Origin of the sequence: Flavobacterium sasangense DSM 21067 (assembly GCF_000686885.1) — a bacterium.
GTDB classification, from domain to species: domain Bacteria; phylum Bacteroidota; class Bacteroidia; order Flavobacteriales; family Flavobacteriaceae; genus Flavobacterium; species Flavobacterium sasangense.
Genome location: NZ_KK366034.1, coordinates 33,637 through 46,512 on the forward strand (window position 1 = coordinate 33,637; position 12,876 = coordinate 46,512).

Annotated in this window: 10 protein-coding genes; all 10 read right to left on the reverse strand. The window is 34.0% G+C overall.

Going from position 1 to position 12,876, the window contains the following annotated elements; genetic code table 11:
* Positions 1-2: 2 nt before the first annotated feature.
* A complete protein-coding gene (ilvD, locus tag BP92_RS0114810) occupies positions 3-1,679 on the reverse strand; it encodes a dihydroxy-acid dehydratase (RefSeq protein WP_026726745.1) in 1,677 nt (558 codons plus the stop codon).
* A 2-nt stretch (positions 1,680-1,681) separates the two neighbouring features.
* Complete coding sequence (locus BP92_RS0114815) at positions 1,682-2,569, reverse strand: branched-chain amino acid transaminase (protein ID WP_026726746.1); 888 nt, start codon at positions 2,567-2,569, stop codon at positions 1,682-1,684.
* Between the two features lie 640 nt (positions 2,570-3,209).
* Positions 3,210-3,602, reverse strand: coding sequence for an IS3 family transposase (locus tag BP92_RS16510; protein WP_084329798.1), 393 nt, complete (start codon positions 3,600-3,602; stop codon positions 3,210-3,212).
* Entirely contained in the window at positions 3,599-3,898 is a 300-nt protein-coding gene (locus tag BP92_RS0114830) for an IS3 family transposase (protein ID WP_026726748.1), read from the reverse strand. Before BP92_RS0114830 ends, BP92_RS16510 begins: the two co-directional genes overlap by 4 nt.
* Positions 3,899-4,094: 196 nt before the next feature.
* Positions 4,095-7,259 (reverse strand): type I restriction endonuclease subunit R, encoded by a 3,165-nt coding sequence (locus BP92_RS0114835; RefSeq protein WP_026726749.1) that lies wholly within the window; start codon positions 7,257-7,259, stop codon positions 4,095-4,097.
* Between the two features lie 378 nt (positions 7,260-7,637).
* Positions 7,638-8,030, reverse strand: coding sequence for a GIY-YIG nuclease family protein (locus BP92_RS16515; RefSeq protein WP_084329800.1), 393 nt, complete (start codon positions 8,028-8,030; stop codon positions 7,638-7,640).
* 129 nt (positions 8,031-8,159) lie between these two features.
* Positions 8,160-9,008: a BRO-N domain-containing protein gene (locus BP92_RS0114845; protein ID WP_026726750.1), complete on the reverse strand. Its 849-nt coding sequence runs from the start codon at positions 9,006-9,008 to the stop codon at positions 8,160-8,162.
* 107 nt (positions 9,009-9,115) lie between these two features.
* Positions 9,116-10,231 (reverse strand): restriction endonuclease subunit S, encoded by a 1,116-nt coding sequence (locus BP92_RS0114850; RefSeq protein WP_026726751.1) that lies wholly within the window; start codon positions 10,229-10,231, stop codon positions 9,116-9,118.
* The gene (locus BP92_RS0114855) at positions 10,224-11,267 is read right to left on the reverse strand and encodes a virulence RhuM family protein (RefSeq protein ID WP_026726752.1); all 1,044 of its coding nucleotides are present in this window, start codon (positions 11,265-11,267) and stop codon (positions 10,224-10,226) included. The genes BP92_RS0114850 and BP92_RS0114855 overlap by 8 nt, the downstream gene beginning before the upstream one ends.
* A 3-nt stretch (positions 11,268-11,270) precedes the next feature.
* A complete protein-coding gene (locus BP92_RS0114860; protein WP_035693610.1) occupies positions 11,271-12,830 on the reverse strand; it encodes a type I restriction-modification system subunit M in 1,560 nt (519 codons plus the stop codon).
* Positions 12,831-12,876: the final 46 nt, after the last annotated feature.

Here is a 12,876-nt window from a genome sequence, read left to right on the forward strand (position 1 = left end):
TTTTATTTATCGGTTACACACCCTGTTGAGGCACTTGAAACACATTGTAAGTATTTATATAAAACACCTTTTGTTACTTTAGGTTGTGGTTGTTTCCATTCTGATTTTCGTTTCAATAATTCTTCATCACTTACTTTTACGTTGATTGTATTGTTTTTTGCATCAATTATAATGGTATCTCCATCTTTTACTAATGCAATTGTTCCACCAACATAAGCTTCAGGTGTTATGTGACCCACTACAAAACCGTGAGTTCCACCTGAAAATCTACCATCCGTAATTAATGCTACGCTATTTCCTAATCCAGCTCCTATTATGGCGGAAGTTGGTTTTAGCATTTCAGGCATTCCGGGACCACCTTTTGGTCCGCAATAACGAATTACGACAACATCACCTAATTTCACTTCTCCTTTTTTTATTCCTTCAATTGTTGCAAACTCATCATCAAAAACTTTTGCTGTTCCTTCAAAATAATCCCCTTCATTACCGCTTATTTTGGCTACACTTCCTTCAGACGCTAAGTTTCCATAAAGAACTTGTAGATGACCTGTAGGTTTTAGTGGAGATTTTAAATCATGAAATACCTTTTGACCTTTATTCAAATCAGGAACATTTGCTAAGTTTTCAGCAACTGTTTTTCCAGTTACTGTTAAACACTCACCATGCAACAGGTTGTTCTTTAATAAATATTTCATTACAGCAGGAATTCCACCAACTGCATGTAAATCTTCCATTAAATATTTTCCGCTTGGTTTTAAATCGGCTAACAAAGGCGTTTTATCACTTATTCTCTGAAAATCCTCTAATGTCAATTCAATATCAACAGCATGAGCCATTGCAATCAAATGCATAACTGCATTAGTAGAACCACCTAAAACTGTTACCATAGTCATGGCATTTTCGAACGCTTTTTTGGTCATAATGTCTTTCGGCTTGATATCTTTTTCTAATAGGACTTTTATTGCTTTTCCAGCTTCCAAACATTCTTGACTTTTTTCTTTACTCAATGCTGGATTCGAGGAACTATAAGGCAAACTCATACCTAAAGCTTCAATTGCCGATGCCATTGTATTTGCGGTATACATTCCGCCACAAGCGCCAGCACCTGGACAAGCATTTTTAATTACCCCTTTGAAATCTTCTTCTGAAATGGTATTATTAATTTTTTTTCCTAAGGCTTCGAAAGCTGAAACGATATTTAATGATTCACCTTTCCATTTTCCGGAATGAATAGTTCCACCATAAATCATGATTGAAGGACGATTTAGTCTTCCCATTGCCATAACTGAACCTGGCATATTTTTATCACATCCAACCACAGCTAAAACGGCATCGTACCATTGAGCACTTACTACTGTCTCTATAGAATCAGCTATCACATCTCTTGATACTAAAGAAAATCTCATTCCGTCTGTTCCGTTAGAAATACCATCACTTACTCCAATTGTATTGAATATTAAACCGACTAAATTTTCATTTTGAACACCAGCTTTTAACTCTTTTGCTAAATCATTCAAATGCATGTTACAAGTATTGCCTTCATATCCTGTGCTAACGATTCCTACTTGTGCTTTTTGCATGTCTTCTTCCGATAATCCGATTCCGTAAAGCATGGCTTGAGCTGCAGGTTGCGTTTCATCTTGTGTGATGGTTTTACTATATTTATTTAATGTTTTCATTTTTATTTTGTGCTAAATGTTGTTGCTGTTTCTCTAACTAATTGCGAATATTTCTCTTGGATTTTTTTACCTAATGAATCGTTCCAATCTTTAGGAAATTTTTTATCATCTACTGACTCAATTCCGATGACTTCGGCTGCTGTACCACAATAAAATGCACTATCGGCGTTCCATAAAGTTTCGGGTTGAAAAAGTCCTTGTTTTACTTCAATTCCTAATTTTTCTGCTAATTCTAAAACAGTAGCACGAGTAATTCCTGGAAGAATATTTCCTAATTGCGGAGTATATAAAACCCCTTCTTTTTCAAAAAATAAATTAGCTCCTGGACCTTCCGCTAAATAGCCATCACTATCTAAAAGCAAAGCCTCATCAAAACCATTGTCTTTAGCTTCTGTTGTAGCAAGGATGGAGTTTACATAATGACCACAAACTTTGGCTTCAATTTTTATAGAACGTGGATGTGGGCGACAGTAAGAAGAAACCGTCAAACGTAATTGTTTGTCTCCTAAATAGGCTCCCCATTCCCATGCACAAATCATGATGGAAACATTATTCGGTCTATGAAGACTCATATTAGGATCACAAAAAACTAATGGTCGAACATAAGCATCTGTTAAGTTGTTTTTTTGAAGTAATTCGTAAGTAGCATCCACTAGTTCTTCTACTGAGGAATTGAAAGGAATGTTCACTAACTCACATGATTTTTTAAGACGTTCATAATGCTCTTTTACTTTAAAAACCTTAGTTCCTTCCTCGGTTGCATAAGCGCGAATACCTTCGAAAACACCATAACCATAGTGTAGCGTTTGACTGTATAAATCGATTTTGGATTCATTTGCTTTTACAAATTTTCCGTCTAAATAAAGTAAGGTGTTGTTGTTGTAATACATATTAATTTGATTTAATTGTTACGAAATAGAATAAAAAAAGCCTTTCCCAAACGAATGAGAAAGGCTTAAAAATTGGACACTACCAGCCTGACTCACCCGAAAGAGCGAATAATAATGCTGATAATAATGATGTTCATATTGGTTTTCATTTTGATGATTTTATAAATAAAAAAAGCCTTTCTCAACTGAATGAGAAAGGCTTAAAATTGGACACTACCAGCCTGACTCACTCGAAAGAGCGAATAATAATACTGATAATAATGATGTTCATATTAGTTTTCATAGAAAATGTACAAATTAAAAAAGCCTCCTGATTTCTCGGGAGGCTTCAAAATATTTTTAATATATATTTATAGCTTTCCCTCTGCAGATGTGATAATCACATTTACAATACTAATTGAAGGAATAATGGCTAAATTTTTCAAAACTTTTTTCTTTATGAGGTGCAATATTAAAACAAAAAAATGAATTTATAACATTTAAATTAAAAAAAGTTATAAAATTACACTTTGGTTTGAAAACTACAGGTTTTAAAATTTAAATATTTATTTCATTCTATACCTCATCATAATAACGTTTTTTAATTCGTTGATGAAGTGGTGGTTTTTTTAGTGGTGGTTTTCTTGTTCCTGCAGCAGCTTTAGTACTTGCACGTTTTTTTTGTGTAGCTCGTGTTTCTATTCAATACATTTTCTACTACTAAATAATTGTGTTTTGAATCGGTTGTAACTTTGAATTTCTTACTCAATTTACTTCTTAAACCAAGTTCTCTCATGTATTTTGCAACAGTTACTCTTGAAATTTTACAACCCAACTCATTTAATTCAGTTGTGATTCTTGGGCTTCCGTAACGCTGTTTTGAGGCAAAATAAATATCTGTTATTTGTTGTTTTATTTCGTTTTTTCTAAGTGTTCTATTGGAAATAGATTTATTTTTCCATTTATAATAACCACTAGAGCCAATTTCTAAAACCTTACACATTTTTTCAATCGGAAATAAGTACTCATGATTTTTAATGAACGTATATTTCATCGACCGCTCTTGGAAAAAATGCCGATTGCTTTTTTTAATATGTCGCGTTCTAGTTCTGCATCCTTGAGCTTTTTCTCAAGCTCATGAATCTTTTCTTGCTCTGGTGTTAGCTTGAGATTTCCTTTTCCTGGAAAACTGCCTTCTCCGAATTCTTCATATTCTTTTCGCCATTTGTAAAGCAAGGTGACTTTTATTCCAAGTTCTCTAGCTAGTTCTGAGATATTGTCTCTTTCATTGCTTAATTGGACTGCTTTTGTCTTAAAAGCTGGATCATAAATTTTTCTCTCTCGTTTCATATGTTAAAAATAAGATTTTATTCTTAACTTTAACTGGAAGCTAAATTAGTATATCCACATTTTGCTTGCATAGATTAAGTGCTTCTTTGAATTGTGATGTATAAGTGATTTTATTCAAGTTTTTTTATTTTAATTATTGCATTTTTGAAACTCACAGGTATTAAATACAATTGTTTACAACTCCTTTATGTTCCACTTAATTAATCTCTCCGCTACTAATGTCAAAGAATCTATCGAAATACTTTTTCAATTTTTCCAAAACGGTTTCTTTTTTAATAGTTCTTTCTCTTGTAGGTGAAAACCTTGAAACTGGTGGTAAAATTGAAGCAAAGGCTGTTCCTGCTGCTTGAATTTCACCATTCTTGAATGAGTTATTGATAAACGTGATGGTTTCTTCTGGTTTTAGATTTTCATCTGAAATGATTTTTTCTAATTCTGCTTTCTTTTGTTGCTTTACGTATTCATTCCATTCGTCTTCTATATCTGAAGATGGTGTTAATGATGCTACGAACTTTTCAATTAATTCTTTCTTATTACGCAAATCTACACTCGAATCTATGGCTTTATTAATACTTACGATTACTTCTTTATCAGATAAATTACTGTCTTTGTATTTGCGAATTAGCATTAGAATATAATCGATGTTGATTTCAACTGATTTGATTAATTCCATTTCGAAAACAATATCATCGTTTACATTTTCGCTGTCGGCATTGTTATTGTTTCGGAACTCATTATACAATTCAATATACATGCTGTGGTAATCTTGAAACTCTCTTTCTGATAAAATTTCATTTCCTTCAAATTCATCAAATGAACGAAGAATGTTAAGCAATTTCAGTATAGCACCATATAAACGAATGAATGCTTTTTTATTTTCTTCACCAATTATAAGTTGTCCTATTGGGAATTTTTCCAATAATTCATGTACCAAATCGTAATAACCTGGCACCTCTTTTTTGCCATCGTGATAACCTTTGTAATATTCTTGGAACGTTTTTAATAATACAATACCTCCTGCTTCTTTGTTACCAAATAAAGCCAAACAATCATTGGTTGCTTTTTCTAAATTTCTGAAACAAACAATATTTCCGAAAGTCTTTATGGAATTTAAGATACGATTTGTTCTTGAATACGCTTGTAATAATCCGTGCATTCTTAAATTTTTATCTACCCAAAGTGTATTTAAAGTAGTAGCATCAAAACCAGTTAAAAACATATTGACTACAATTAACAAATCGATTTCCCTGTTTTTCATTCTCAAGGAAACATCTTTGTAGTAGTTCTGAAATTTTTCTGGTGATGTATCGTAGTTGGTTTTAAATGTTACGTTATAATCTAAAATCGCTTGATCTAGGAAATCTCTATCGCTTGCAGTTAAACCTTCTGTTGATTCTGAGTTTTCATCTTCTACACCATCTTCGTCTTCGTCTCCATTTTGTCCAAAACTAAAAATAGTTGCTACTTTTAATCGGGCTAATTCTGGAATTTCTTTTTGTTGCTTTTTAAATTCTAAATAATACAATTTAGCTGCCTCAATTGAGGCCACTGCAAAAATGGAATTGAAGCCACTTAGCCTGATTTTTTCTTTTACTTCTTCAATTTTATTACGGTCTTTTGCAGATGCTACTTCAAATACATTAGACAAAGCTGTCATCATGTATGGCTTACTGTTTCTAAATGTTTTTTGACTGAAATGTTTTATTATATACTCTACATTATTATGAATACGCTGAGGTGCCATTAATGCTTTTTCGCGGTCAATATCCCGTACTTTTTCATCATTGATATTGTCTTTTTCTCGCATGGTACGGATATAGTCTACACGGAAAGGCAATACGTTTTTATCTGAAATAGCGTCTACAATGGTGTAGGTATGAATTGCGGTTTGATGCTTTTCGTCTGGACAATTGGCTACCTCACCGTGTTTGAAACAACCAAAAGCTTGCACTGTAGTTTTTAAATGTGCTTTACCACCACTATTGGAATTAATTGCAAAAATTGGCGTTCCAGTAAAACCGAATAAAAAGTATTTTTTAAAGGCTTTTGTAATCGATTCGTGCATATCTCCAAATTGGGAACGGTGACACTCATCAAATATAAAGACAACTGGTTTGCTATAAATAGCATGATTCTTTTGCTTTTTAATTAAAATGGACAACTTTTGAATGGTTGTAATAATAATTTTAGCATTAGGATCATCTAACTGTTTTTTTAATACCGCTGTATTGGTATTGCTGTTTGCTGCTCCTTTTTCAAATTTGTCGTATTCCTTCATGGTTTGGTAATCCAAATCCTTTCGGTCTACCACGAAGATTACTTTTTCTATAAAATCTAATTTACTTGCTAATTGTGCTGTTTTAAATGAGGTTAAGGTTTTTCCACTTCCTGTGGTGTGCCAAATGTAACCTCCAGCATCTATACTGCCATATTTTTTATAGTTGTAAGAAGCATTGATTTTTGTTAATACTCTTTCGGTAGCTACAATTTGGTAAGGTCGCATTACCAAAAGTGATTTGTCTGAAGTAAAAACGCTGTATTTGGTTAAAATGTTCAGTAAAGTATGTTTGGCAAAAAACGTTTTTCCAAAATCCATTAGGTCAAGAATTGCTTTGTTATTTGCATCTGACCACCACGAAGTAAATTCGTAACTATGGCTGGTTTTTTTCTTTTTGCTGCCTTCTTTCTCTTTTTCTTTAAGGTGTGAAAAACGAGTTGTATTGCTGTAATATTTGGTTAAGGTTCCGTTTGAAATTACAAATAGTTGCACGTATTCAAACAAACCACTACCTGCCCAAAACGATTCTCGATTGTAGCGATTGATTTGATTAAAGGCTTCTTGTAAACTTACACCACGCTTTTTTAACTCGATATGCACTAATGGCAATCCGTTGACTAAAACCGTAACATCATATCTATTAGCACGTTTTCCTTCATCGGTTTCGTATTGATTGATTACTTGTAAATTGTTATTGTGAATGTTGTGTTTATCCAGTAATCGAATGTTTCTAATTGTACCGTCTTCGCATTCTAATAATTGAATGTAGTCTTCTTGAATTATGGTTGTTTTTTCTTCGATTCCACTATTTGGATTTGCTATTTTTTGAACAAAAAAATCATTCCATTCGTTATCTGTGAATTGAAAATTATTCAACTTTTCAAGTTGTAAACGCAAATTGTTGACCAAGTCTTTCTCAGAAGTAAAATTTAAAAACTGATACGCTTGTTTTTCCAATAACTGAATGAAAGCTTTTTCCAACTCCGCTTCTGACTGGTAGGTTACTTCCCTTTTGTATTCTGAAGTATATTCAGCTACAACTGTGCTTTCAGGGTTTTCGGATACAATTTGATATTGGTTCATTTTTTAATGGTACTAATTTACTTTTGTTTTAACTTATAGGGTTCTTCGCTTCGCTCGAAATGATAATCTTTTGAGGTTCCTCACTTCGTTCGGAATGACTGTTTTAGAGAAATCACTTTGAGGTTTCTCGCTTCGCTCGAAATGACAATCTTTGAGGTTTCTCGCTTCGCTCGGAATGACAATCGTTGGAGAATCACTTTGAGGTTTCTCGCTTCGCTCGAAATGACAATCTTTGAGGTTTCTCGCTTCGCTCGAAATGACAATCGTTGGAGAATCACTTGGAGGTTTCTCGCTTCGCTCGAAATGACACTTTATATAATAAGAACGTGGGCTTGAGTAATGGCGGAGCCATTGCTCAAGCGGTTGTGAATTTACTTTTTAGTCCTTCCGATCATCGGGAGGAATCTGTTTTGTTTGATTTAATAATTCGTTCATTAATTCTTTTACTTGTTGTGTGTATGGTGTGTTGTTTTGTACTATTCCTTTTTCCGTTGCTATTTCTTTCCATTCTGGATTTTTCTTGTTGATGAGTGCTTCTTTTTTTTGACGGTTCCATTTTTTGAGTTCTTTTTCACGTTGAATGGCTAAATCAAAATATTGAAATTCTTCAAAGTAGATACAATATTCCAGATTGTATTTGGCTGTAAATGCGTTCTTAATTAGATGGTTTTTGTGTTCATAAATTCTACGACATAAATTGTTTGTAACCCCAATGTACAGTGTGGTTCTATTCTTATTTGTCATTATGTAAACATAACCTATTCTGTTCATGTTATTTGAATATGCTCTCTTTACTTTTTATCTTATTTTAAGTTTCAGTTGGGTAGTATTACTAACCAACTGATTGTTTTCTTTCTTTAATTTGGCTTTTAGGTATTTCCAATAGTTTCTTATTTAGAATTATTTGTTTTTGTTATCATCATTTTTATTTTGGAGTGCTATGATATTTTTTGCATTTAAAGGACTCACTACCTTTTTACCTGTTTCTTCTTCCAGTTTTAAACGCGCTTCTTTAGCAATAGCACCTCCGCGTTTGGCAACATTTTCGTGTTCTGGAAATGTTGAAGGATTAACTGTTTCTGAAATTTCTTTTGTTGAGAGTTCAGCAAGCATATTAAGAATCAACTCTTTATTGGTCATATTATCTCGAAGATTCTCTTTTTTTAAATTTTTGAATTTCTTGTACTCTTTTGCCGTTTTTCCAGCCCAAGTTTTGTAAATAATGTCTGTTAGTGTTGCAAAAGCTATTCCTTCCTGTAGTCCAAGTCGTTTCCATTCGTCTGTAAGATTTTTGCGTATTTCAATGCTTTTGAGACGTTGATTTATCCAATTATCAGAATAGCCCAAACGCTTATAATCGGTCATGGCTTGTTCTATTGATAATTCAGGGTCTTGTAACTGATCTAATCGTTGTTTTGCTATTTGTGCTAACCACAATTTGAAAGGTTCTGCTTTTTTGGAAGGTACCGACTGAATAATTCTAAATAATTGTTCTGTATTAGCCGCTAATGTTTTTCGCTGTTTTCCTGTTGTGGTTGTCATTGCTATCTGGGGACAATTTGTCCCTATGTAATCGCCAAGCAGTGCATCTCGTTTACGCAATTTTTTTAAATAATCAGTAGCGTTAGTACTATCCGTTAGTATTTCAATTATGTCTACTATCGAAAAATACCATTCTTCTTGCTCTTCGTCCCAAACAGAACGAATTTTTTTGTCTTCAAAAAGTTTTATTGCATTTTCTTTTTCCATAACTTTTAGTTACTATTTTGTCACTGCACTTTAATTACGCTAATTGCATTTTAAAGTTCAACTGGGTACTATTACTAACCACTTGAATCAATTATTTTTTTTAATTGTTAATTTACTCTATTAAAAGTAAGCAATTTTTTTCTATAATACTCATATTGTGCTCTTCTGGCTTTTATTTCTGCTGGTAAACCGGTTTTAATATCATTGACCAAAGCATCAAACTGGTCTAAGATGTTTACTATGCGTTCTTGTTCTTCTAAAGAGGGAATTGGGATTTTTATTTTGTTTAAATTTTGCTGATTTAATTTAGGTTGTGCAGCACCTGAAATAAATGGAGTTAAATCAATTGAGTTTAGATAATACTCAACTAATCTCCTAGTCGCATAATTATCAAATTCCAAAATATGAGCATGATTATTAACCCAAGTTTTACCACTAATAGAAAATGCAATTGGAGTTTTTCTTGCTAATAAGTTTGCACCATCTTCCGAAATTAAAAGATAATCTCCATCAAAAATATAATCTTTTACATAATCTACAATTCCAGAAGCTCCGTAATAGGGAATACTTCCTTTTTCACGGCTTCCACCTTTTACTGGTTTTCTTTTCGAATCTAAGTTTACAGAAATTTCATTTAAAGCTTTCCACTCTACATCTCTATCTTCAAAAGCTAATAGTTGATTACGGTAATACTCATATTGGCGCGAACGCGCCTCCAGCTCCGCCTCCAGCTCCGCCTCCAGCGCGGTAAATTTGTCTAGTATGGTTACTATTTCTTGTTGGATAGGTAGTGGGGGGATGGGGATTTTTATATTTGTAACTTTACTTGTATTTATTGTTGGTACACCACCTTCACTTTGTAACTCTTTTATTTTATCTTCAATTGATTTTAAATAATAAAATAGATATTTTGGAACATTATTTTCTTCTTTGAATAAAACTGAAAAACATTTATCATTTAGATAAAAATCAATATCAATAAAATTTACAAAACCCGCATTAGCTCCAACTCTTGATATTGTTACACAATTTGCTTTTCGATTATGGGTTTTATAATACCCCATTGGCTGTTTACCACCGCTTATGATAGGATACAATCCACCATCAACAGCATCATTTTTTGTTATACCTTTTCCTGTCTTTATATCACAAATCTGACCTACTTCAATAAATTCAACACCTCTAGGACAGTACTTTTGTATTAATTGTTCTATTTTATTCATTATTGTCTTCCTTTTGGCTTAGTTTTTTGAGTTCTTTGTCAAAGTCGCTTTCAAATAATTGGTCTTGTACCACACGGTATTTTTCAAATTCGGTTTCGGCATGGGCTTTTGCAATTTCGGCAGTTACTTTGCCGGCATCTTGTAACACGGCTCTGTCGGTAGCTTCAATAAATCGGTTTAAACGGGTTTCCCAATCTTCCATAGTCATGGGTATTTGGCGTAGTGCCATATCTTCGGCAAGATCTAAATACGCCGAAACCAAACGCTGTAATTGTTGCATTTCTTTTTCAGAAAGATAGTTTTTAGCAACGTTTACATCAAATTTTTGAATTTTTCCGTTTGGTGCATCCTTCCACGTAGTTAATCCCATATTTTCTTTTTGATGATTGGCACGGTTTACAATTACTTCGGCAGCCGTGCTACCGTGTATGGCCCAGTGCAGTTTGTTTTGTACCGTGGCAAAAAAACGCTGGGTGCTGGTGGCTTTTACATCATAATCAATGGCAGTACTGTAGATATCGGTAATTTTTTGATAGAATTTGCGTTCGCTTACACGTATTTCGCGTATGCGTTGCAATTGTTCTTCAAAATATTGTTTGCCCAGAATAGTACCATCGTTTTTCAGACGCTCATCGTCCATGGCAAAACCTTTAATGGTGAACTCCTGTACAATTTGTGTAGCCCACTTACGAAACAACACGGCACGCTCTGAATTGACTTTATACCCCACAGCAATAATAGCCGAAAGGTTGTAATGTTGTGTGTTATAGGTTTTACCGTCTGCGGCAGTTATTCGAAAATTTCGAACAACTGAATTTTCATCTAACTCATTATCTCCAAAAACTTTTTTTAGATGGTAATTAATGGTATGCGTTTCTACCTGATACAGTGTACCCATCATTTTTTGCGACAGCCAAATGTTTTCATCGGCATAAATAACATTTACATTGCTTTCGCCCGTAGCAGCAATAAATGTTAAATATTCAGCAGCCGAAGAGCGCAACTGTAGTTTGTTGTCTGATATCTTTTTACTCATGGCTTAACTAATACTTTCTAAATCATTCACAATAGCATCGATAGCTGTGCGGAGTTCGCTTTGGCGTTTTACAATTTGAGCAATACGCGTATTGAGTTCTTTGATGTTGGTTTCCTCTTCTGTGTTTTCTTGCTCTATGTAACTGCTTACGGCAATGTTATAATCGTTTTCTGCAATTAACTGATTAGGCACTAACATTGCAAAATGGTCGATGTCTTTACGCTCAATAAAGGCGTTTAAGATTTTTTTGCGTTGGTCGTCGGTTATTTTATTTTTGTTTCCACCACGTACAAACTCGGCAGAGGCATCAATAAACAACGTAGCATTATCGGCTTTACTTTTCTTCAACACAATGATACATGTAGCAATGGTGGTTCCGAAGAATAAATCGGGTGGTAATTGGATAACCGCATCCACATAGTTGTTATCAATTAAATACTTACGAATTTTTTGTTCCGCACCGCCACGGTATAAAACTCCTGGGAATTCTACAATGGCAGCTGTTCCTGATGTTGCTAACCAAGATAACATGTGCATGGTAAACGCTAAATCGGCTTTCGATTTTGGTGCTAAAACACCAGCAGGTGCAAAACGTGGGTCGTTAATTAATAACGGATTGGCATCGCCTTCCCATTTGATAGAATAGGGTGGATTAGATACAATGGCATCGAATGGTTCATCGTCCCAATGCATTGGGTCGGTTAACGTATCGCCGTGTGTAATGTTGAATTTTTCGAAATTAATGTCGTGCAAAAACATATTGATACGGCACAAGTTGTACGTAGTGATGTTTACTTCTTGTCCGTAAAACCCTTGTCTTACGTTTTCTTTTCCTAACACTTTAGCAAACTTTAACAACAACGAACCCGAACCACAAGCTGGATCATATACTTTATTTACTTGCTTTTTTCCTACAACCGTAATTTCTGCTAATAATTCAGAAACTTCTTGCGGTGTGAAAAACTCACCTCCTGATTTTCCTGCGTTACTGGCATACATAGTCATTAGATATTCATAAGCATCACCAAAAGCATCTATATTGTTGTCTTGGTAATTACCTAGTTTAAGCCCCGCAATTGCATTTAGAATTTTCACTAATTGCTTGTTGCGTTGTTCAACGGTTCCGCCTAGTTTGTTACTGTTTACATCAACGTCATCAAAAAGACCTGCTAAATCAGGTTCGCTATCTGTTCCTTTAGCAGAAGCTTCGATTTCTTTGAAAATATTTCGTAATTCTACGTTTAAATCCGGGTTTCCATCTGCGTTTTTTTGCACATTTTGAAACAATGCCGAAGGTAAGATGTAAAACCCTTTTTCTTTTACGGTGTCTTCTCTACCTAGCTCGGCTTCATCGTCGGAAATTTTAGCGTAATCGAAGGTTTTGTTTCCGGTTTCCCATTCCGCTTTGTTGATGTGACTTGTTAAATTTTCAGAAATAAAGCGATAAAATAATATGCCTAGTACATATGATTTAAAATCCCATCCGTCTACACTTCCTCTTAAATCATTCGCTATTTGCCATATGGTTCTGTGCAATTCATCGCGTTCTTGTTCTCTGGTCATTCTAATTTGATATTTGTTTGTTTTTAATTTGAGGCAATTTAACTGC

Excerpts from the sequence above, each read along its gene's own strand:
- BP92_RS16510 (WP_084329798.1), bottom strand. The coding sequence starts at position 3,602 with ATGAAATATACGTTCATTAAAAATCATGAGTACTTATTTCCGATTGAA.
- BP92_RS0114845 (WP_026726750.1), bottom strand. The coding sequence starts at position 9,008 with ATGGAAAAAGAAAATGCAATAAAACTTTTTGAAGACAAAAAAATTCGT.
- BP92_RS16515 (WP_084329800.1), bottom strand. The coding sequence starts at position 8,030 with ATGAACAGAATAGGTTATGTTTACATAATGACAAATAAGAATAGAACC.
- BP92_RS0114830 (WP_026726748.1), bottom strand. The coding sequence starts at position 3,898 with ATGAAACGAGAGAGAAAAATTTATGATCCAGCTTTTAAGACAAAAGCA.
- ilvD (WP_026726745.1), bottom strand. The coding sequence starts at position 1,679 with ATGAAAACATTAAATAAATATAGTAAAACCATCACACAAGATGAAACG.
- BP92_RS0114835 (WP_026726749.1), bottom strand. The coding sequence starts at position 7,259 with ATGAACCAATATCAAATTGTATCCGAAAACCCTGAAAGCACAGTTGTA.
- BP92_RS0114850 (WP_026726751.1), bottom strand. The coding sequence starts at position 10,231 with ATGAATAAAATAGAACAATTAATACAAAAGTACTGTCCTAGAGGTGTT.
- BP92_RS0114815 (WP_026726746.1), bottom strand. The coding sequence starts at position 2,569 with ATGTATTACAACAACAACACCTTACTTTATTTAGACGGAAAATTTGTA.
- BP92_RS0114855 (WP_026726752.1), bottom strand. The coding sequence starts at position 11,267 with ATGAGTAAAAAGATATCAGACAACAAACTACAGTTGCGCTCTTCGGCT.
- BP92_RS0114860 (WP_035693610.1), bottom strand. The coding sequence starts at position 12,830 with ATGACCAGAGAACAAGAACGCGATGAATTGCACAGAACCATATGGCAA.